This is a genomic window from Mesorhizobium sp. ZC-5 (genome assembly GCF_025753855.1).
GTDB lineage: Bacteria > Pseudomonadota > Alphaproteobacteria > Rhizobiales > Rhizobiaceae > Neomesorhizobium.
Genome location: NZ_JAOWPT010000004.1, coordinates 434,881 through 456,194 on the forward strand (window position 1 = coordinate 434,881; position 21,314 = coordinate 456,194).

18 protein-coding genes and 1 other RNA gene are annotated in these 21,314 nt (G+C 62.4%); 3 read left to right on the forward strand and 16 right to left on the reverse strand.

Translation table 11 applies throughout. The features are described 5' to 3' along the window. Nucleotide 1: 1 nt before the first annotated feature. Genes ftsW through mraZ form a run of 9 tightly spaced genes read right to left on the reverse strand, consistent with a single transcriptional unit; the run spans nt 2 to nt 10,176 of the window. The gene (ftsW, locus tag OHD58_RS14260) at nt 2–1,156 is read right to left on the reverse strand and encodes a putative lipid II flippase FtsW (RefSeq protein WP_263804034.1); all 1,155 of its coding nucleotides are present in this window, start codon (nt 1,154–1,156) and stop codon (nt 2–4) included. After that, nucleotides 1,156–2,556 (reverse strand): UDP-N-acetylmuramoyl-L-alanine--D-glutamate ligase, encoded by a 1,401-nt coding sequence (murD, locus tag OHD58_RS14265; RefSeq protein WP_263804036.1) that lies wholly within the window; start codon nt 2,554–2,556, stop codon nt 1,156–1,158. The genes ftsW and murD overlap by 1 nt, the downstream gene beginning before the upstream one ends. Before the next feature lie 9 nt (nt 2,557–2,565). After that, nucleotides 2,566–3,648, reverse strand: coding sequence for a phospho-N-acetylmuramoyl-pentapeptide-transferase (mraY, locus tag OHD58_RS14270; RefSeq protein ID WP_263804037.1), 1,083 nt, complete (start codon nt 3,646–3,648; stop codon nt 2,566–2,568). A 24-nt stretch (nt 3,649–3,672) separates the two neighbouring features. Beyond that, the gene (locus OHD58_RS14275) at nt 3,673–5,106 is read right to left on the reverse strand and encodes a UDP-N-acetylmuramoylalanyl-D-glutamyl-2,6-diaminopimelate--D-alanyl-D-alanine ligase (RefSeq protein ID WP_263804038.1); all 1,434 of its coding nucleotides are present in this window, start codon (nt 5,104–5,106) and stop codon (nt 3,673–3,675) included. After that, nucleotides 5,103–6,557, reverse strand: a complete 1,455-nt coding sequence (locus OHD58_RS14280; protein ID WP_263804039.1) for a UDP-N-acetylmuramoyl-L-alanyl-D-glutamate--2,6-diaminopimelate ligase — start codon at nt 6,555–6,557, stop codon at nt 5,103–5,105. The genes OHD58_RS14275 and OHD58_RS14280 overlap by 4 nt, the downstream gene beginning before the upstream one ends. Before the next feature lie 60 nt (nt 6,558–6,617). Further along, entirely contained in the window at nt 6,618–8,321 is a 1,704-nt protein-coding gene (locus OHD58_RS14285) for a peptidoglycan D,D-transpeptidase FtsI family protein (protein WP_263804040.1), read from the reverse strand. Further along, on the reverse strand, nt 8,318–8,692 hold the full coding sequence (locus tag OHD58_RS14290) for a hypothetical protein (RefSeq protein WP_263804041.1): 375 nt from the start codon (nt 8,690–8,692) through the stop codon (nt 8,318–8,320). Before OHD58_RS14290 ends, OHD58_RS14285 begins: the two co-directional genes overlap by 4 nt. A gap of 3 nt (nt 8,693–8,695) precedes the next feature. Beyond that, nucleotides 8,696–9,712, reverse strand: coding sequence for a 16S rRNA (cytosine(1402)-N(4))-methyltransferase RsmH (gene rsmH, locus OHD58_RS14295; RefSeq protein WP_263804042.1), 1,017 nt, complete (start codon nt 9,710–9,712; stop codon nt 8,696–8,698). Next, nucleotides 9,709–10,176: a division/cell wall cluster transcriptional repressor MraZ gene (gene mraZ, locus OHD58_RS14300; RefSeq protein ID WP_263804043.1), complete on the reverse strand. Its 468-nt coding sequence runs from the start codon at nt 10,174–10,176 to the stop codon at nt 9,709–9,711. The genes rsmH and mraZ overlap by 4 nt, the downstream gene beginning before the upstream one ends. 811 nt (nt 10,177–10,987) lie before the next feature. On the opposite strand from mraZ, the gene OHD58_RS14305 reads away from it, so the two are divergent. Then, the gene (locus tag OHD58_RS14305; protein ID WP_263804045.1) at nt 10,988–12,097 is read left to right on the forward strand and encodes a cystathionine gamma-lyase; all 1,110 of its coding nucleotides are present in this window, start codon (nt 10,988–10,990) and stop codon (nt 12,095–12,097) included. 131 nt (nt 12,098–12,228) lie between these two features. Here OHD58_RS14305 and rnpB read toward each other — a convergent pair. Next, an RNA gene (gene rnpB, locus OHD58_RS14310) (RNase P RNA component class A) lies at nt 12,229–12,640 on the reverse strand. Between the two features lie 193 nt (nt 12,641–12,833). Between rnpB and OHD58_RS14315 the strand changes: the two genes are divergently transcribed. Next, a complete protein-coding gene (locus tag OHD58_RS14315) occupies nt 12,834–13,130 on the forward strand; it encodes a PRC-barrel domain containing protein (protein WP_263804047.1) in 297 nt (98 codons plus the stop codon). Between the two features lie 151 nt (nt 13,131–13,281). Here OHD58_RS14315 and OHD58_RS14320 read toward each other — a convergent pair whose 3' ends face one another. From OHD58_RS14320 to OHD58_RS14345, 6 genes are all read right to left on the reverse strand, one after another. After that, nucleotides 13,282–14,133 (reverse strand): lytic transglycosylase domain-containing protein, encoded by an 852-nt coding sequence (locus OHD58_RS14320; RefSeq protein WP_318528257.1) that lies wholly within the window; start codon nt 14,131–14,133, stop codon nt 13,282–13,284. Nucleotides 14,134–14,318: 185 nt separating this feature from the next. After that, entirely contained in the window at nt 14,319–15,083 is a 765-nt protein-coding gene (locus OHD58_RS14325) for an N-acetylmuramoyl-L-alanine amidase (protein WP_263804048.1), read from the reverse strand. Then, nucleotides 15,080–15,799 carry a J domain-containing protein gene (locus OHD58_RS14330; RefSeq protein WP_263804049.1) on the reverse strand — a complete coding sequence of 240 codons (720 nt, stop codon included), beginning with the start codon at nt 15,797–15,799 and terminating at the stop codon, nt 15,080–15,082. Before OHD58_RS14330 ends, OHD58_RS14325 begins: the two co-directional genes overlap by 4 nt. Nucleotides 15,800–15,963: 164 nt before the next feature. Continuing rightward, the gene (locus tag OHD58_RS14335; protein ID WP_263804050.1) at nt 15,964–16,407 is read right to left on the reverse strand and encodes a hypothetical protein; all 444 of its coding nucleotides are present in this window, start codon (nt 16,405–16,407) and stop codon (nt 15,964–15,966) included. Nucleotides 16,408–16,604: 197 nt separating this feature from the next. Continuing rightward, nucleotides 16,605–16,787: a hypothetical protein gene (locus OHD58_RS14340; protein ID WP_263804051.1), complete on the reverse strand. Its 183-nt coding sequence runs from the start codon at nt 16,785–16,787 to the stop codon at nt 16,605–16,607. 146 nt (nt 16,788–16,933) lie between these two features. Next, nucleotides 16,934–17,455, reverse strand: a complete 522-nt coding sequence (locus OHD58_RS14345) for a winged helix DNA-binding protein (RefSeq protein ID WP_263804052.1) — start codon at nt 17,453–17,455, stop codon at nt 16,934–16,936. Nucleotides 17,456–17,558: 103 nt separating this feature from the next. Between OHD58_RS14345 and OHD58_RS14350 the strand changes: the two genes are divergently transcribed. Then, a complete protein-coding gene (locus OHD58_RS14350) occupies nt 17,559–21,314 on the forward strand; it encodes a hydantoinase B/oxoprolinase family protein (protein WP_263804054.1) in 3,756 nt (1,251 codons plus the stop codon).

Sequence of the window (21,314 nt, forward strand, 5' to 3'; positions counted from 1 at the left end):
GCTATTCAGCGGCGACCGCCCGTTGGGCGAAGCTCAAGACGCCCGGCTGCTTGCGCCGCTCCGGCCGCTTGCGTGTCAGTGCCAGCACCATGCCCATCGAGATGGCGATGGCGATCAGCGACGAGCCGCCATAGGAGATGAACGGCAGCGTCATGCCTTTCGCCGGCATAAGTTGCAGATTCACGCCCATGTTGATGATCGACTGGAAGCCGAACACGATGACCAGGCCGGCGACGCTGTAGCGGGTGAAATCGTCCTGCTCCTTCAAGGCTATGTTCAGGCCGCGCAACACGATGAAAGCGAAGATCAGCATGATGCCGAAACAGAGCACGATGCCGAACTCCTCGCCGGCGACGGCAAAGACGAAGTCGGCGTGGCTGTCCGGGATAACCCGCTTGATGGTGCCCTCGCCCGGCCCGACACCGAGCCAGCCGCCGTGCACCACCGCCTCACGGCCCATGTCGACCTGGAACGTATCGCCCTCGCCGGTCAGGAAGCGGTCGATGCGGCCGGCGACGTGCGGGAAGATCGTATAGGCGGCGACCGCCCCGCCGGCACCCAGGGCGCCCAGCGCCACGATCCACAGCCACGGCATGCCCGCCATGAAGAACATCACCCCCCAGGTACCCAGCACCAACATGGTCTGGCCGAGGTCCGGCTGCGCCACCAGCAATGCCACCACCAGGCCAAGCAGGATCATGGCGAACAGATTGCCCGGAATGTCGGGTTGGCGCGCGTGTTCGGCAAACAGCCAGGCGCAGACGATGACGAAGGCCGGCTTCAGGAACTCGGACGGCTGGATGGATACGCCGAGCATCGACACCCAGCGCCGCGCGCCTTTGACCTCAACGCCGACATACAGCGCGGCGACCATCAGCAGCAGCGAGACGCAAAGGATGACCAGCGCCATCCGCCTGATCTGCCTCTGGTCGAGGAACGACACCGACAGCATGGCGATCAGCGCTGGGATGGTGAAGACGATCTGCCTCGTCGCGAAATGGAAACTGTCGAGGCCGATGCGCTCGGCCACGGCCGGGCTTGCGGCGAAGGACAGCACGATGCCCAGCCCCATCAGCGACAGGAATGCCGCCAGGAACCAGCGATCGATCGTCCACCACCAATTGGCCACGGGACTTGTGTCAACTCGGCTCACCATCAGCGTATCCCTCCGATCGGCTGCATGCCACTGATCGCATTCACTGCGGCACGAAATGCATCGCCCCGCACTTCGAAATTCTTGAACTGGTCGAAACTCGCGCAAGCCGGCGAAAGCAGCACCACAACCTCGCCGCTTTCGTCGCGCGCCGCATCCGCGGCCGCGTGTTCCACCGCCGAATCAAGCGTGCCCGATATTTCGTAAGGAACCGTTTCACCGAGCGTGGCCGAAAAGCCCGGCGCCGCCTCGCCGATCAGATAGGCCTTGGCAATGCGCGGGAAAAAACTGCGCAGCGGCTCGATGCCGCCTTCCTTGGGCAGGCCGCCGGCGATCCAGTAGATGCGCGCGAAACTCGACAGCGCGGGAGCCGCGGCATCCGCGTTGGTCGCCTTGGAATCGTTGACGAACAGAACGCTGTCCTTGCGGGCAACCTGCTCCATCCGGTGTGCCAGTCCCGGAAAGCTGTCGAGGCCCGATTGAATGTCGCGCGGGCTCAAGCCAACCTTCATGCAGGCTGCGACCGCAGCCAGCGCGTTCTGCGCGTTGTGCTGGCCGCGCAGCGAACCGATATCCTCGAGCGTCGCGATGCGGCTGAAGCGCCCATGGTCTGCCTGCATCATGTTGGTGCCGTCGGCGAAAAGCCCATCGGTCAACGGCAGCCGCTTCGAGATGCGGATAACATCCTTGCCGGCGCGCTCCAGCCGGTCGGCGATCTGCGCGCAGAACACGTCGTCGACGCCGACGATCGCGGTCTCGCTGCCGGCCACCAGCCGCTCCTTGATCGAGGCGTAGTGTTGCATGGTGCCGTGGCGGTCGAGGTGGTCCGGCGTCAGGTTGAGCAGCATGCCGGCAGTCGGGTTGACCGACGGTGCCAGTTCTATCTGGTATGACGAACACTCCACGACATAATGCCGGCCTGGTTGCGGCGGATCGAGCGTCATCACGGCACGGCCAATATTGCCGCCCATCTGGGTGTCGCGGCCGGCATCGGAGAGGATATGCGCCGTCAGCGCCGTTGTCGTCGACTTGCCGTTGGTGCCGGTGATGGCGATGAACGGCGCCTCGGGCGCTCGGGCCGTACGCTCCCGCGCGAACAGTTCGATGTCGCCGATGATTTCAACTCCGGCCCCGCGCGCCAGTTCCACCGTCCAGTGCGGTTTCGGGTGGGTCAGCGGCACGCCAGGCGACAGCACGAAGGATGCGAAACCGGACCAGTCAGCGCCTCTGAGATCGCCGGTTGGAATGCCGGTCTCCGCCGCCTTCACCACGCTTTCCGGATTGTCGTCCCAGGCAAGGACGTCGGCGCCGCCTTCCTTCAACGCATGCGCTGTCGCCCGCCCGGAGCCGCCGAGGCCGAACAGTGCCACTTTCTTGTTGGCGAATGCCTGCGCAGGGATCATCACCCTTCCTCAGCGCAGCTTCAGGCTGGAAAGGCCGATCAGCGCCAGGATGACCGCGATGATCCAGAACCGGATGACAACCTGGCTTTCGGTCCACCCCAACTTCTCGAAATGATGATGGATCGGTGCCATCAGGAACACGCGCCGGCCCGTCATCTTGAACACCGTCACCTGGATGATCACCGAAAGCGCTTCCACGACGAACAGGCCGCCGATGATCGCCATGACGATCTCGTGCTTGGTCGCCACCGCAACGGTCCCGGTCAGCCCGCCAAGTGCCAGCGAGCCGGTGTCGCCCATGAAGATGGCGGCCGGCGGCGCGTTGAACCAGAGGAAGCCTAGGCCCGCGCCGATGACGGCACCCAGAACTACTGACAATTCTCCGGTGCCCGGCACGAAATGGATCTGCAGATATTCGGCGAACACGGCGTTGCCCGACAGGTAGGCGATCACTCCGAATGAGGCGGCAGCCACCATGATCGGCACGATGGCGAGCCCGTCGAGGCCGTCGGTCAGATTGACCGCATTGCCAGCGCCGACGATGACGAATGCGGCGAAAGGAACGAAGAACCAGCCCAGATTGACGATCAGGTCCTTGATGAAGGGAAACGTCAGCGACGAAGAGAACGGCGCCTGGCCGTTGCTCATGATCACCCAGGACGCGATGCCCGCGATAAGGAATTCGACCGCAAGCCGCGCCTTGCCGGATACGCCGAGATGCGACTGCTTGGTCACCTTCAGATAGTCGTCGTAAAACCCGATGGCGCCGAAACTCAGCGTCACCAGAAGCACCACCCAGACATAGACGCTGGAAAGATTGGCCCACAGCACCGTGCCGCCGACGATGCCGCATAGCATCATCAGGCCTCCCATCGTCGGCGTTCCTGCCTTCTTGAAATGGGTCTGCGGCCCGTCGGCCCTGATCGGCTGGCCGCGCCCCTGCCTGATTCGCAGCGAATCGATGATCATCGGTCCGAACATGAAGACGATCAGCGCGGACGTGATCAGCGCGCCGCCGGTGCGGAAGGTGATGTAGCGGAAAACGTTGAACACCGAGAATTGGTCGGCAAATTCAACGAGCAGCATAAGCATGCGATTTCGTCCCCTGCTGCGCTTTCAGGCGCGCTTCGTTTTACCGGCCTGTGCCGGAAAATGACTGATAAGTGCATCGACGAGCCGCGAAAAACCCATGCGCAGCGAAGATTTGATCATGATGGCGTCGCCTGGCCGCACCGCTTTGGTCAGCAACCCGGCCAGTTCTTCTGTCGTCGCTCGATGTTCGACAGGAAAGCCCGCAGGCAGCGCATCCGCCAGAGCCGACATTTCGGTCCCCGCCAGAAACACCATGTCGGTCCCGGTACGGACGACAACCTCGGCGAGATCGGCATGGAACTTCGCCGTTTGCTCGCCGAGTTCCAGCATGTCGCCCAGCACTGCGATCCGCCGGCCGGAGCCGTTGACCGGCGTCGCGCCGAGCAATTCGAGCGCGGCCCGCATCGATGTCGGGTTGGCATTGTAACTTTCGTCGATCAGGGCAACGACGCCTTCGGGATGAGGCAGCAGGTAACGCTTGCCACGGCCCCGCTCCGCCGAGAGAGTGGCAAGTGCGGGAGCGACCCTGTCGAGGTCGGCGCCGGCAAGATAGGCAGCACCGAGCACGGCAAGCGTGTTCTGCACGACATGGCGCCCCGGCGCACCGATCTTGGCGCTGACGTCCTTGCCGCCGATCTTGGCGGAGATGGTGGAACTGTCGCCTTGCAGGCTGCAGGCGATCAGCTTGAAATGGGCGCGCGGGTTCTCGCCGAAGCCGACGACATGCGCGACGCCGGCATCACGAGCCAGCTTGCCGAGCAGCTTGGAGCGCGGATCGTCGCGATTGAGGATCGCATAGCCACCAGGCTCGATGCCTTCGAAAATCTCAGCCTTGGCGCGGGCGATCTCGTCCATGTTCTTGAAGTGGCCGAGATGCGCTTCGGCGATCAGCGTGATGATGGCGATATGCGGCCGCACCTGCTTGGCCAGCGGGCGGATTTCGCCCGGATGGTTCATGCCGATCTCGAAGATCGCGTAGTCGCAATCCTCGGGCATACGCGCCAGCGTCAGCGGCACTCCCCAGTGGTTGTTGAACGACTTGTCGGCGGCGTGCACCTTGCCGACTGCCGAAAGAACATGGCGCAGCGCCTCCTTGGTGCTGGTCTTGCCGACAGAGCCCGTCACCGCGATGATCTTGGCGCGCGTGCGCGTCCGCGCCGCAACCCCGGCTTTTTCGAGCGCGGTCAGCACGTCCGGCACCACGATCATCGGCACCGTCAGCCGGCCAAGCGCCGGCAGCTTGCCTTCAGCGACCACAAGCATCGCGGCCCCGGCCTTAAGGGCGGCGGTCGCGAAATCATGGCCGTCGAACTGGTCGCCCTTGATGGCAAAGAACGCCTCGCCGGGCTGCAGCGTGCGGCTGTCGATGGAAATGCCCGTGACGCCGGCCACCATCTGCCCGAAGGGCCGGCCGCCCGTGGCGGCGACAAGGTCTCCCGATGTCCATAAAAGGCTCATGCGGCGCGTTCCTTGAGTGCGTTGCGCACTTCTTCATGGTCGGAAAACGGAAATGTCTCCGAGCCGATCGTTTGTCCTTCCTCATGCCCCTTGCCGGCGACGATCAGTGTATCGCCCGGCTGCAGTATCGATACGGCGTGATGGATTGCCACGCGGCGGTCGCCGATCTCGATCGCACCGGGCGCCGCCGCCATGATCGACGCCCTTATTTCCGCCGGCACCTCCGAGCGGGGATTGTCGTCTGTCACGATCGAGATATCCGCCAGCCGCGTCGCGATCTCGCCCATGATCGGCCGCTTGCCACGATCGCGGTCGCCACCGCAGCCAAACACCACGACGACACGGCCGGTTGTGAACGGACGCACCGACGTCAGAACGTTCTCGAGCGCATCGGGCTTGTGCGCATAGTCGACATAGACCGGGGCGCCATTGGCTGTCGTGCCGACCAGTTCTAGGCGTCCGGAAGCGCCTTTCAGTTTTTCCAGCGCCCTCAGCGCTGTTGCAGCCGGCGTTCCGGTGGCGATCGCCAACCCGGCCGCGACCAGCGCATTGTAGATCTGGAAATCGCCGGCCAGCGGCAGGTCGACTTCATGAATGACGCCGTCGGCGATGATTTCGGCGCGCTGCCGGAAGCGTTCGTGCTCAACCCGCTTGAGCTGCAGGAACGTGCCATGCCGGCCGACGGTGAGCACGTTCAGCCTGGCGGCTTCGGCGGCCTTGATGGTCGGCTCCGACCATGGATCGTCGGAAAAAATGACGGCCGGAGCATTCTCGGCCAGCAGCGTGTCGAACAGCCGGAGCTTTGTGTTGTGATAATGTTCGACCGTCGGGTGATAATCCATGTGGTCGCGGCCAAGATTGGTGAAGGCGCCCGCCGCAAGCTTGACGCCATCGAGCCGGCGCTGGTCGAGACCGTGGCTCGAGGCTTCCATGGCTGCATGGGTGACGCCGGATTTGGCCAGGTCGGCCAGCAAATGATGCAGCGCGACCGGATCGGGCGTAGTCAGCGAACCGTATTCGTTGCGCCCCGGCGCGGTAACGCCTGTCGTGCCGATGCTGGCCGCGGCGAAGCCGGCTTGTTCCCATATCTGGCGCGTGAAGGACGCCACCGAGGTCTTGCCGCTGGTTCCGGTCACCGCGACCATGGTTTGCGGCTGGCGTCCGAAGAAAGCCGCCGCCGAAAGCGCCAGTGCGCGGCGGGGGTCGTCGACTTCGATCAGCGGGATACTCAATGCGGCATCGATCGCGCCTTTTGCAGCGACGATGGCGGATGCCCCACGCTTTGCCGCATCGGCGGCATAGAGAGCGCCGTCGGCCTTGCTGCCGGGAACCGCGAAAAACAGCGTACCTGCCTCGGCCTGCCGCGAATCCGAGGAAATTCCGGAAATAGCAATGCCGCCGAGTTGCGCCCCGTCGACAGGCAGGATCCCGGAAAAGTCACTGAGTTTCATTTAATTCCAGTCGTTTAGCGCGGTCGGCGTCCCTTAATTGTCCCCGGAACGCCGCGAGAATCACTGATACGAAACGAGCGTTGCTCCATTTTCTTGACTGAATTCGGGCTTAACGCCAAGCATGGAGGCCGAGCGGCGAATAATGTTGGCGACGATTGGCGCGGCATTGAGGCCCGCGGTCGCCCCCATACCCGGCTTTTCAGGCTTCGGTTCGTCGACGATCGACAGCACGATGTATTGTGGGTCTTCCATCGGAAACGCCGCAACGAAAGCGTTGAAGCGCACATTCTTGGCGTAGCGGCCGTTGACGACCTTTTCGGCGGTCCCGGTCTTGCCGCCCACCCGGTAGCCCGGCACGGCCGCCCGCTTGCCGGAGCCGCCGGGCGCCGTCGCGTTCAGCAGGTAGAGATACCGCATGTCCGCAGACGTCTTGTCCTCCACAACCTTGGTCGCACCGGCTATCGCCTCCTCGACCGTCCTCGGCAGGAAAGTCGGGTTCATCAGATAGCCGCCATTCATCAGTGCAGCGGCACCGAGGGCAGTCTGCAGCGGTGTTGTCGAAAAACCATGCCCGAACGCCGCCGTGATCGAATGCACCTTCTTCCAGACCTTCGGCTCCGTCGGTCGTGCCACTTCGGGCAGTTCGGTCTTCATGCGGTCGAGAAGCCCCATGCGCTTCAGGAATTCGCGGTGGCCCTCGACGCCGACCACATCGGCCTCTTTCGCCGAACCGATGTTGGACGAATAGATGAACACTTCGGGCACGGTAAGCACGCGTCCCTTGCCGTGAAAATCGCGAATGGTGCGGCGACCGATGGTGATCGGCCTGCTCGCATCGAACGTGCTGTTGAGCGTCACCTTCCCGGAATCCAGCGCCATCGCCGTGGTGAAGCTCTTGATCGTCGATCCCATCTCGAAGGTACCGGCCGACATGCGGTTCAGGCGGTCTTTTTCGTGCGCGTTGTAGGGATTGTTGGGATCGAAGTCTGGTACCGAGGCCATTGCCACCACTTCGCCGGTCTTGGCGTTGAGCACCACCGCACCCGCTGCGATTGCATGGTACTTTTGCAAGGCTTGGCTCACTTCGTCATGCACGATGTGCTGGACGCGGATATCGACCGACAGCCTGACCGGCTTCAGATCGGCTGCCACCGCCAGCCCCGACGCCTGCAGATCGGCGAGCCCCTGCTCGTCGATATACTTCTCCAGCCCGGCGATGCCCTGGTTGTCGATGTTGACCAGGCCCAGAATGTGCGAGGCCGTCGCCCCACCTGGATAGAAGCGGCGCTTCTCCGTGCGGAAGCCGATGCCTGGAATGCCGAGCTGCATAATGTCGTTCTGCTGTTTCGGCGAAAGCTGGCGCTTCAGCCAGACGAAACCCGCTCCGCTCTTCAGCTTGTGGTATGTCTGCTCGTAATCGATATCCGGCAACACCGTCGAAATCTTCTCCAGCGCCTCATCGGCATCGACGATGCGCCGTGGTTCGGCAAACAGCGAGGCGGTCTTGATGTCCGTCGCCAGCACTTCGCCGTTGCGGTCGACGATGTCGGGCCGCGACGCGGTCACCCGGCTCACCGGTCCCCCGGAGGCATCGGGATCCTGCATGCCGAGATAGACAAGCCGGCCGCCGATTATGGAATAGATGCCGAAGAACGCCGCCATCGTCATCAGCACGCGGTTCTTTGCCCGCCCGCCGGTGGCCTTGCGCGCGCCGTCGACGACGATCGACGTGTCCGCCTTCTTCCTGCGCCACCTGCCGATCATTGGACGACCCCTCCCGTCACTGTCGGGTCTTGCCCACTGTCGGCCATGCCGCCGAGCCGCTCGGCGGAAAAGTCCTGGATTTCGACCGGGCGCGACGGCAGCTGCTCAAGCCCGACGATCTGGTGCGCCTCGACCGGCTGCAGTTCGAGCTGGTTGTGATACGTCTCTGCCAGTTTCTGCAGGCGCGATGGTTGCGTCAGCAGGCTCCAGTCCGCCTTCAGAAGCGTGATCGTGTCTTCCTCGAGCTTGATCTGTGCCTCGATCTTGCGCACTTCGTCGCGGCGGGTCTCCGCCTCGTGCTTGGTCTTGTAGGTAAAGGCCGCCGCCGAGACCATTATGGCGATGAGCACTATATCGCTGGTACGAAACACTTTTTACCTCTCTCCCGGAGACTGGACATCCGGCAGTTTCGGAAATCCGAAGATCGAATGATCGGCGGCACGCGAAGGCGCTGTGGTGCGTACGCCGCTTCTCAGCTTTGCCGAGCGGGCGCGCGGGTTCCGCGCCGCTTCCTCGTCCGAGGCAGGCAATGCCTTGCCGGACTTTTCGAATGTCGCCGGCTGGATGAGGACTTCCGGCATGTGCCTGGAGCCGCCGCCGCTTCCCGCGCGATCGGCGAAGAACCGCTTCACGATGCGATCCTCCAGGGAATGGAACGTCACCACGGCGAGCCTTCCACCGGGCTTCAATACGCGTTCGGCCGCAAACAGCGCGCGCGCCAGTTCGCCCAGTTCGTCATTGACGAAGATCCTCAGCGCCTGGAACACGCGGGTCGCGGGATGGATCTTGTCCTTGGGATTGCGGCCGACCAGCGCCTCTATCGCCTCGGCAAGGTCGCGCGTCCGCAGGAAGGGCTGCTCGGCGGCACGCTTCTCGATCATCCGACCAATGCGGCCGGCATGCCTTTCCTCGCCCAGGAAGCCGAAAATCCGGGCAAGGTCGCCGGCCTTGAAACGATTGACGGCATCGGCCGCGCTCATCCCCGCCCTGGCCATCCGCATGTCCAGCGGCCCATCGGCTCGGAAGGAAAAACCGCGCTCGGCCTGGTCCAGTTGCATTGACGACACGCCAATGTCGAGAACCACGCCGTCGGCCGCGTCGACGTAGTCGTCGAGCCGCGAAAATGGGCCGTGAACGAGGCGCAGTCTCCCCTTTGACTGCGCCTCGAGGTCCCGTCCCACCGAGATTGCATCGGGATCGCGGTCGACCGCCACGACGGTGGCGCCGCCTGCAAGAAGCGCCCTGGTGTAGCCTCCCGCGCCGAATGTGCCATCGACGATCGATTGACCATCCAGCGGCGCAAGCGCCGCAAGCACCTCGTCGAGCAGAACCGGGATGTGACGGACCGGTCCGCCAACGGCGTAGGTATCTTCGCCGTGGCCCGCCATCATCCCGTTTCTCCGGCAAGCCTTGAGGAAGCGGCCGCCTGGCGAACTTTCAGGAGCCGCGCCCGCGCTTCGGCGCCATAGGCCCTCAGTCGCTCCGGCTCCCATATCTGAAAAAAATTGCCGCGCCCGACAAACGCGACATCCGTCGAAATGCCCGTATGTTCGCGGATGAAATCGTTGACAGTGATGCGGCCGTCCTGGTCGAGTTTCAGAAACGAGCCGTCGCCATGGATGAAGAACGACATGTCGTCCGCCGCCTGCAGGAAAGGATCCTCCTTGGCGATCCGCTCTTCGTAGCGGTCGAGAAGGTCGAGCCCGCCGACATCCAGCGCCGGAATGTCCAGCGCCCGCAGCGCGTAGAGTTCCGAATAGCCCCTCTTCTGCACCACGGAACGGAAATGCGCCGGCACGGAAACCCGCCCTTTGGCATCGATCCTGTTCACCGCGTTTGACAGAAATCGGTCCATCGCTCGATACAGCCGCTTCCGCCGCCGCGCCCCTTTCCATCAAAATCCCCGCGCCGAAGCGCCATTCCCTCAAGATATTTTTTTCGCTCCTGTCGCAGGCAAGGCTTCCGCTCCCGAAAGCCGCCGCGGCTGCCGGTTTGGCGAACGCTTCACCCGAAACTGGAACGAAGTCTTGATTGAAGATATGGGATACCATGGGGCAATATGGGCGTCAACGGGAACAGGTTACACAAAGCTTGCCGAACCCCTCTTTGAACCCGGGCAATCGGCATCCGGACAGTTATCGGTCATTATGCCTAACGAATTATTAGTGTGCCCGGCGTGGAGTGAACCACGTCAGATACTTGGCCACCTGAGATCGTCTTAAACAGGAGCTTGGAGAAGTCGGCAGGCAGTGGCCCCGACCCTGTTCACGGCGATGCCCAACCGGGCTTCGCGGCGATGGCGCTATTTCGCACCCACAATATAGTCGAACAGCCTGAAGTTGCTCGGCGGTTCGCAGAGCCCGGCATCGGCGGGTCTGTAGGAGCAGCCATTTGCAATAGGCTTTACAGGCGTGCTCGTCTGGCAGCCAGCAATCGCTGCCAGTGCAATTATTGCCATCCAGACCGGAAACCGCTGCATCGTTCGCTCCTGACTATCTCGACCCCGGTATCTGCCCAGCATGACGACACCATTCATATGGATCAGTTGGCAACCTTGCAAAGTGTCATGCTAACGAACCGTTAGCGCTCTGCCGGCTTGCTCCGTATCCACGCCGCGAATAGCGTTCCGTCAGATCTTCTACAATTTCAGCCAACGAAAGCCAAATATGCCCGATCATGACAATTCACGCGCAGCGCGCCTTGCCCATTTGCGGCGCCATGAATTGGAAAAGGGTGACCCGGTGCCGCTGCCGCTCACCATGGCGGCGATGTATCATCTGCCTGGCGATCCTTCAGGCTTCCGGCAATACGGGCGCTTCAATAACCCGACATGGGATGCCGTCGAAGCCATACTTTCGCATCTCGAGGATGCACCTGCCATCGCCTTTCCGTCCGGGATGGCAGCCATTTCCTCCGTATTCTTCACCCTGCTCAAGACCGGCGACCGTATCCTGCTGCCTTCGGACGGCTACTACACGACACGTGTACTCGCCGACCGTTTCCTGAAGCCACTCGGCATTACAGCCGACACACGTCCGACCGCATCCTTCCTGGATGGCGGTTTCGATGATTATCGGCTTGTCTTCGTCGAGACGCCGTCCAATCCAGGTCTCGATATCTGTGATATCGAGATGGTCTGCAAAGCCGCGCATGCGACCGGCGCGCTTGTCGTGGCGGACAACACCACGATGACCCCACTCGGCCAGCGTCCGCTCGATCTCGGCGCCGATGTCGTGGTTGCGGCCGATACGAAAGCGCCGAACGGCCATTCCGATGTGCTGTTCGGCCACGTCGCGAGCCGCGACGCAAAGATCATTGCTGCGCTCACCGAATGGCGTAAATTCGCGGGCGGCATCCCGGGCCCGTTCGAAGCCTGGCTCGTGCATCGCGGCCTCGAAACGCTCGATGTGCGGTTCGACCGCATGTGCAATTCGGCCGAGATCGTCGCGCGCCGCCTCGCCGAACATCCTGCCGCGCAGTCCGTCCGTTTCCCCGGCCTCGAAAATGATCCCGCCCATAATCTGGCGCGCGCCCAGATGCAGCGTTTCGGCTTTCTGATCGGGTTGAGGCTCGGCTCGGAAGCCGAGGCCGAAGCCTTCATCGACGGATGCGAGTTGATCCAGCCGGCCACATCTTTTGGTGGCGTTCACACGTCAGCAGAACGCCGGGCCCGCTGGGGTGACGCCGTTGCGCCGGGTTTCGTGCGGCTATCGATCGGCTGCGAACCGGTCGAGGAATTGTGGAAAGCGATTGAAGCGGCACTGCCGAAGGTCTGACGGGCTTCAGTGCAAATCGCAATTTGCGGCTCGAACCAGATTCAAACCACGAAAGAGCTGAGGTTCGCCAGCCGATTGACTCAATGTGGCCGCCAACGCTGCCAACCCATTGAAATCAAAACTTTTCGAAAATTGCCAGCTGGCCTGTAAGCCGGGTTCTGTATGGCCTCCGCTCCTTGCGGCGCGGAAACGTGGCGGCCATTCTTCTTGGGCGGGTGTTGCCAACCGCCTCACGCAACCTACCCGGATGGAGGGATCGGAAACGACCCTGAGGGTTTCCCCTCGTACCATCCCTATTCGGTCTTGCTCCCGGTGGGGTTTACCGTGCCGCTCCTGTTGCCAGTCGCGCGGTGGGCTCTTACCCCACCGTTTCACCCTTACCGCGCCGAAGCCCGAGGGCGCCGGCGGGCGGTTTGCTTTCTGTGGCACTTTCCCTGGGGTCGCCCCCGCCGGCAATTAACCGGCACCGTGTTTCCATGGAGCCCGGACTTTCCTCACCTGCTGCCTTTCGGCTGTTGCAGGTGCGGCCGCCCGGCCAGCTGGCAACGCGTATAAAGGTGCTAAGCAGGGAAAATGCAAATGAAAAAGCCGCCGCATCCTGTCAGGCAGCCCATGAAACGAGATTGGTCAGGCTGCGGCCAAACAGGGAAATAACGCTTCCATCAAATCTCGTCCTTCATTCGGAACGGAATGGCCGCGCCGGGGTTAGCCCAGTTCAACATCAGGGAGCGAAGCAATGGACCACACCAATCACGTACGCCTCACCAGCGACGAATTGCGCCCGGACGTCGTCGAAGGGGCGTCTATCTACGGCCGTGACGACGACGAAATCAGTTCGGTAGACCACATCCACGGAACCGGCGATCAGGCTCAGGTCGTTTTCGACCTCGGCGGGTTTCTGGGCATCGGTTCAAAGCGTGTGTCGCTGCTGGCGGGTCAACTGGATTTCATGCGCGACGAAGATGGCACTGTGCACGCCATCACACAGATGACTACGGACCAGCTGAAGGCGTTGCCCGAGCACGTCGATTAATGCCTTTCGGCTGCCATCCAGATATTGGCGAGGGTGAAGCCGAGCTGAGTTCGTCAAATGCATCCAGGCGGCGACGCACATGGGAAATTGTAAAAAATGAAAAGCCCGCCTCATGAGACGGGCTTTTCCGATATGGAACTCGTTGGCAGCTTCACACGCCTGCGAGGTGCTGCTTCACCTTGGAGCAATAACGCGCCGAAATCGGATTCATCCGCTTGGCGGCGTGGCCGGCATTGTACTTCAGGATCGTGCCGCACGTCGTGCCGCCGCCGAGCTTGTGCGCCATCGAAAGATACTTGATGCCGAACTTGATGTTGGTCTCGGGATTGTAAAGGCCTTTCGACGAGCCGCTATAGCCCATCATGCGCGCCGTCGCCGGCTTGATCTGCATGAGGCCGATTTCACCGGCGCTGCCAAGCGCATTGACGCGATAATTGCTCTCGACGCGGATCACCGCGTGGGCAAGCGACGCCGGAACGCCATAGGACGCCGCATAACGGGCTACGATCGAACCGTATTGCACATTGGAAACCGTGCCGTTGCCGGCGGACGGCTTTTCCGCGCCCTGCACATCCTTGCGTGCCTTGGCGATCAGCTTGGGGCTGACGCGCGCCGAGGAAATCGAGGCGGTCTGCATCTTGTCCACGTTCGGGCGACGTGCCTTCTTTGCCGAGGTCTTGCGCGTGGCCGGCTTCTCCGCGCCCTCGACGTCCTTCTGTGCCTTGGCGACCAGCTTCGGGCTGACGCGCTTCGAAACCGAAGCCTTCTGCACCTTGGCCGCATTCGGCTTGTCGGCCTTTTCCGCTGCTTTCTTGGCGGAACCGCAACCGAACAGATACGGGCAGGGTTCGGCTTCCTTCGCGGATTTCCGGGCTTTGGCTGCGGCAGCTTTCTTGGCCGAATTCTGCGCCATGACTTTTGGGTTCTCCACCCGATCCTGGGCGGCGGCGGCAAAAGTTACCAATCCGGCAGCCAGGGCCACCGCAACTTTAAGTTTTATCATGTATTCCGATGCTCTTTATTGGCCGCAAAGTCTTTCGCGGGCGGTTTTCTTGATTTGCCGGCAACACGAAAGGCGACCCGACATTCTGCACAAGACGCCGTGTGACGAGGGAATTTGCGTCAATGAGGGCACAGCAAGTCACTTTGGGTAACAGGCTGCAATCAAAAGGATTTCGGCAAAAATACTTAAGTGAGACTTTGCGGCAGCGCGGAGAGCAATTGGTGTAGTGTTTTTATCGTCGAACGGTCAGCTATTCCATCGATCTGTTCTGTCCGAAAATGACGCTGAAACGCCTCGACGACGGTTTTGGTCTGCTGGTCGAAAATGCCGCTGATCTCAACGCCGTAGCCGTAAAGCGCGAGCATCGATTGCAGCGCCTCGACCGGTTCGCCACGGTCCCCAGCCGACAGGAAGCGGCCGCCGCCAATCGGCGAAGCTTCGACGTAATGTCCGATGCCGGCACGCGCCAGAACCTGCCAGGGAAACTTTTCGCCCGGATCCACCTTGCGACCAGGTGCCACATCGGAGTGGGCAAGCACGTTCTCCGGCATGACACGGTGTCGGGCGACGATGCCACGGCAAAGAACGATGACGGCGCCGATCTGCGCATCAGTAAAATCATGATAGCCGAGAACGTGTCCCGGATTGACGATCTCTATGCCGATCGACGACGAATTCACGTCCGTTTCGCCGCGCCACGAACCTTTTCCCGCATGCCAGGCCCGGTCGCTTTCCCGCACCATTTGCGTGATCGCCCCATCCTCATGCACGAGATAATGCGACGAAACCTCGCTCACGGGATCGCAGAGCCAGGACTCGGCCGCTTCTCCGGTTTCCATGCCCGTGTAATGGAGAATGATGAACTCGGGCCTTGCACCTTCACGGCGCGGGCCGAAATTGGGCGAGACCCGCACCTCGGCACCCTCATGATCGGCAGGAAATCCGCTCATACCGCCCTGAGGCCCTTTTCGATCAGTTCGTAGGCGCCGTTGATGGCGGCAAGCCTTGTCGTGGCGATGGCGATGAATTCCTGCGGCAGACCGCGCGCAATCAGCCGGTCGGGATGGTTGCTGGCGACAAGCTTGCGGTAGTGCTTGCGGACTTCATCGAAGGGCGCGCCGCGCTCTATGCCGAGGATCGCATAGGGGTCTGCGTCGCCCAGATCGAGATGACGGGCAAGGATGCGCTGGTAGTGCGCTTCGTCGATCTTGAATATCTCGGCTATACGCCTGAGGAACATCCCTTCGCGCTCATGCATCACGCCATCGGCCTTGGCTATGTGGAAGAGCCCGTCAAGAATGTCTTCCAGCATGCCGCAATTGGCGTGGCCCGAGCCGCAGAGCCCGGCCATCCGCGCCGCATAGGCCTCGAAGCCGGCGATATCAGCCTGGGCAAGATCGTAGAGCCGCGCCACGTTGCGGGTTTCTTTCGGCGGAATCTGGAAGATTTCCTGGAAAGCCCGGATCTCGGCCTGCGATACCACGCCGTCCGCCTTTGCCATCTTCGCCGACAGCGCAATCATCGCCACCGAAAAAGCCACGCGACGGCGCAGCTCGGGGTCGCCGGCGAAAATCGTGCGCAAGGCCTCGGCGACGTCCACCGCACCGGCGCGCGCCGAAGCTGAAACGCGCGAAACGAAATAACCTATCCGTTCCCAAATCGACATGCGCGCTTCTTAGAGGCAAACCACGAAAATGGCGAGGCGGCTTGATGCCACGGAGGCCCGAAACCGCGCTGGAATTTTTGCAGAAACCAACATTGACCCGCTGCCCGGAAAAAGAAACGGCCAGCCCGAGGGCTGGCCGCAACAGTACTCTTGCGCAGTACGGCTTACTGGACGCCGAGCGCCTGCTTGGCGGCGGCTTCCGCCGCATCTCCGGCCTGCTTGGCCTGGTCCTCCGTCTGGCCGGCGGCCTTCGCGGCGGCTTCGGCGCTCGTACGGGCGGCTGTCACCGCCTGCTGCTTCTGCTCGGCAGTCATCGACGCCGCCTGCTCCTTCAGCGCATTCATGGCATCCTCGGCAGCCTTCGCCGGATCGGCGGGGGCAGCCGGCGCGGCTGGGGCCGGTGCGGCCGGAGCTGGTTCGGCCGGGGCGGGAGCGGGTTCAGCGGGAGCGGGTTCAGCGGGAGCGGCAGGAGCCGGCGCCGGCTCGGCTGGGGCGGCCGGCTGTTCGGTGGTTGCGGGAGGTGTCTCGGTTTTCTGCTCGCTTTCGCCGCAAGCAGCAAGCGCCAGCATCGAAACTCCGGCCAGCGAAACAAGAAGCAATCTGTTCATGTGTAATCCCTCATGTAGTAGCTCAAATAAGCCCACCGCAAAGCGTACATACCTGAATTGAGGCGAAGTTGGGCCTCAAATCGACTGCTTTGCGCAAGAAAACACCAAAACGCACAGGGATTTACAGGATTTGGTAAAGAAAAGGCCGGATCGGCGATCCGGCCTCTTCGCAATCGGCAATTGGGAGGATTGTGCGTTTACTGCGCCGGGGGCGTTGCCGGCGGTGTCGCCGGTGCCGGCTCCGTTGCGGGCGGCGTTGCCGGCGCGGGCTCGGTTGTCGCTGGCGGCGTGGCGGTACCACCGCCGCCTCCCTGGTTGTCATTGCAGGCGGCGAGACCGAGTAGGCCAATGCCGGCGACCGCGAGAACAAGTTTCCTCATTGTCTTTCTCCTTGGTAATCTGCGAGACGACAGCGCCGTATGAAACGGCCAGTCATCGCTACAATACCATCCATCCACAAGACGTTGCGTCACATCGGCTAACCGCACTTAACAATTTGTGCTTGCAGGACTTTTGGCCGTCGCGATCAGAGGCTGGCGGCACCGCGGGCGGCCTGGTCATATTGCCCGGACAAAGCGCGCATCAACGCGGCGATGCGGCTCAGTTCGTCTTCATCGAATTTCAGCGACTTGATGCTGGAGATCAGCAACGCCTCGCGAATGTCCCGATAGCGGCGGCACGCATCCGCTCCGGCGGCGGTCACCTTGACCGTCTTTTCCTTGCCGCGGCGTCCGGTATCGATCAGCCCGATACTTTCCAGTTTCTTCAGCGCATAGGTCACGACATGCGTGTCTTCTATGTTGAACATCATGCAGAGGTCGGACAGCGTCTTTTCTCGCGACCGGTGATTGGTGGCGTGTAGGATAAGCACGTCGATATGGCCAAGGCCGGGAAAACCCGCCGCCGCCATGCAGCGCACGATCCATCGCTGGAATGCATTGCCCATCACCGTCAGCGCGAATTCCATTTCGGAAAGCGCAGGCATGGCGCCTTCGGCGAGATGTGCCGCGGAAACCACGGGGCCGACCGTCGTGCCATCCTTTTTCATCTGGCTCTTCCTTCGATCATGATTTATCGGTAAAACATCGATAAATTCATGACAACCTATCATGGGACGGAATTTCCTGTCCATTCGGAAATCGGAGAACCAGATGAGCGCCAAATGGGATTTCTGGATCGATCGCGGCGGCACCTTCACCGACATCATCGGCCGCGACCCGCGAGGCAACCTGCATCCGAAGAAGCTGCTTTCGGAAAATCCCGGAGCCTATCGCGATGCCGCCATCCAGGGGATTCGCGACCTGCTCGGTCTGGACACCGGAGCGCCGATCCCGGCCGGCGTGATCGGCGACATCAAGATGGGCACGACGGTCGCCACCAACGCGCTCCTGGAACGCAAGGGCGACCGGGTGCTGCTGCTCATCACCAAGGGATTTCGCGATGCCCTGAAGATCGCCTACCAGGCGCGCCCGGATATTTTTGCCAAAGAGATCATTCTGCCGGAGCAGCTCTACGAGCGCGTCATCGAGGTCGAGGAACGCGTTCGCGCGGACGGAACGGTTGAACGGCTGCTCGACATCGCCGCGGTCAACCCGTTGATCGAGCAGGCGAAGGCGGATGGCATCGATGCCGTCGCCATCGTCTTCATGCATGCCTGGAAGTTTCCCGAACACGAGCAGGCAATCGCGAAAGTCTGCCGCAAGCTTGGCTTTGCCCAGGTTTCGGTCAGCCACGAGGTCTCGCCGCTGGTCAAGCTGGTCGGTCGCGGCGACACCACCGTGGTCGACGCCTATCTGTCGCCGATCCTGTCGCGGTATGTGAGGCAGGTCGGTGAAGAGCTCGGGATATTCTCCCCCGTTGAGGGGGAGATGCCCGCGCAGCGGGCAGAGGGGGTAACCTCAGAAGGCACCGCTAACGCGCCGAGCATTGCCGAAGCTACCCCACCCGACGGCTCCGCCGCCACCCTCCCCTCAAGGGAGAGGGAAGGTCCCCGCCTGATGTTCATGATGTCCTCCGGCGGCCTCACCGCCGCCGACATATTTCAGGGCAAGGATGCGCTGCTCTCCGGCCCGGCCGGCGGCGTCGTCGGCATGATCGAGACGGCGAAGCTCGCCGGCTTCGAAAAAGTCATCGGCTTCGATATGGGCGGTACCTCCACCGACGTGACCCACTTCGACGGGGATTACGAACGGGTCTTCGACACCGAGGTCGCCGGGGTCCGCGTGCGCGCGCCGATGATGCGCATCCATACGGTCGCAGCGGGGGGCGGCTCGATCCTGCATTTCGAGGCCGGACGTTTTCGCGCCGGACCGGATTCGGCAGGCGCCAACCCAGGGCCGGCCTGCTATCGCCGCGGCGGCCCCCTCGCCGTCACCGACGCCAATGTCATGCTCGGCAAGCTACAGCCCGATTTCTTCCCGACGATCTTCGGCCCCCGCCACGACCAGCCGCTGGACGCCAGGGTCGTGCGAGAAAAGTTCTCCGCCCTTGCGGCCGAGATAGGCGATGGCCGTTCGCCCGAAGCGGTGGCGGAAGGTTTTGTCACCATCGCCGTCGAAAACATGGCCAACGCCATCAAGAAGATCTCTGTCCAGCGCGGTTATGACGTCACCGAATATCTGCTGAACTGCTTTGGCGGCGCCGGCGGTCAGCATGCCTGCCTCGTCGCCGACGCGCTCGGCATGGAATCAGTGCTGATCCACCCATTCTCCGGCCTGCTCTCGGCCTACGGCATCGGCCTGGCCAGCATCTTTGCCGCGCGCCAGCAGGCTTTGCTCGCACCGCTGGCAGCCGATTCCTTGCCTGCCATCGAGGAATTGATCGGCTCGCTGACGCAAGCAGTGGCCGGCGAACTCGCCGCCCAGGGAATATCCGGCGAAGCGGTGGACGCAAGGCCCCTGCTCCACATCCGCTACGACGGAACCGACACCACCCTCCCGATCCATTTCGCCCACAGGTCCGTGGACGCGGCTAAAGCCGATTTCGAGACTGCCCACAAGGCGCAGTTCGGTTTCATATACGACGACAAGAAGCTGATCGTGGAGACCGTCGCCGTCGAGGGCAGCAATGTCGGCACCGAGCGAAATGACGAGGCTATCGCCGCCTCCGGCCCACCTCGCGCAAGGCCTGCCGCGGCGGAAACGCGAGAGCTCTACGCCGACGGCCAGTGGCAGGAAGCCGGCGTGTATCGGCGCGATGCCTTGCGCTCTTCGGACCTGATCGCCGGCCCTGCCCTCATCATCGAGGCCAACCAGACCATTGTCGTCGAAGCCGGCTGGCAGGCCGAAATAACCCTCCGCAACCACGTGCTGTTGCGCCGCACCGAGAAGAAGCAGCGCCGGGCAGCGCTCGGCACCGCGGCCGACCCGGTCATGCTCGAAGTGTTCAACAACCTCTTCATGTCGATCGCCGAACAGATGGGCGTGACGCTCCAGAACACCGCCTATTCGGTCAACATCAAGGAGCGGCTCGATTTTTCCTGTGCCGTGTTCGACCGCACCGGGGCGCTGGTCGCCAACGCGCCGCATATGCCGGTGCACCTCGGCTCCATGGACCGCTCCGTCGAAACCATCATCCGCTTGAACGAAGGCGATATCCGTCCGGGCGACGTGTTTGCACTGAACGCGCCCTACAATGGCGGCACGCACCTGCCGGACATAACCGTGGTGACGCCGGTGTTCGACGACGGCGGCAAGGAAATCCTCTTCTACGTCGCCGCACGCGGCCATCACGCGGATGTCGGCGGCACCGCGCCGGGCTCCATGACGCCGCTGGCGACCACGGTTGATGAGGAAGGCGTGCTGTTCGATAATTTTCGCATCGTCGAACGCGGCCGGTTCCGCGAGAAGGAACTGCAGACGCTGCTGACCGACCACCCATATCCCGCGAGAAATCCGCAACAGAACATCGCCGACCTGAAGGCGCAGATTGCCGCCAACGAGAAGGGCGTCGCCGAACTTCGCAAGATGGTCGCGCATTTCGGGCTCGACGTGGTCGAAGCCTATATGGGCCATGTCCAGGACAACGCCGCCGAGAGTGTGCGCCGCGTGCTGGAGCGGCTGCCCGACAGTTCCGAATATGAATATCCGACCGACACCGGCCAGGTCATCAAGGTGAAGATCACCGTCGACCGGCAAAAGCGCGAGGCGACGCTCGACTTCACCGGCACGTCCAACGTCGAGAAGAACAATTTCAACGCGCCGGAACCGGTGGCGCGCGCGGCGGTTCTCTATGCCTTCCGCGTCATGGTCGAAGACATGATCCCGATGAATGCCGGCTGCCTGAGGCCGATCAACATCGTCATTCCGGACGGCTGCATGTTGAAGCCCGCCTATCCCGCCGCCGTGGTGGCCGGCAATGTCGAGACCTCGCAGCACGTCACCAACGCGCTGTTCGGCGCCATGGGGGCACTGGCCAACGCGCAGGGCACCATGAACAACCTCACCTTCGGCAACGCGAAATATCAGTATTACGAAACGATCTGCTCTGGCTCGCCGGCGGGCCAAATGAACGATGGCCGCGGTTTCACGGGCACCTCGGGCGTGCACACCCACATGACCAATTCGCGCCTCACCGATCCAGAAATCCTCGAACTGCGCTTCCCGGTGCTGCTCGAGGATTTTTATGTCCGCGCGGCATCCGGCGGCACGGGCAAGTGGAACGCCGGCGATGGCACGCGACGCACGATCCGCTTTCTGGAGAAAATGGAATGCGCGATTCTGTCCTCGCATCGATCGCACCCGCCGCGCGGCGTCGATGGCGGCGGCGACGGCAAGGTGGGCAAGACCGAAGTGCGCCGCCTGGACGGCAGCGTCGACACGCTGAAAGCCTGCGACCAGACGATTCTGGAGGCGGGCGAGGCGGTGATCGTCACCACCCCGACGGCAGGAGGATTTGGGCGCGGCTGA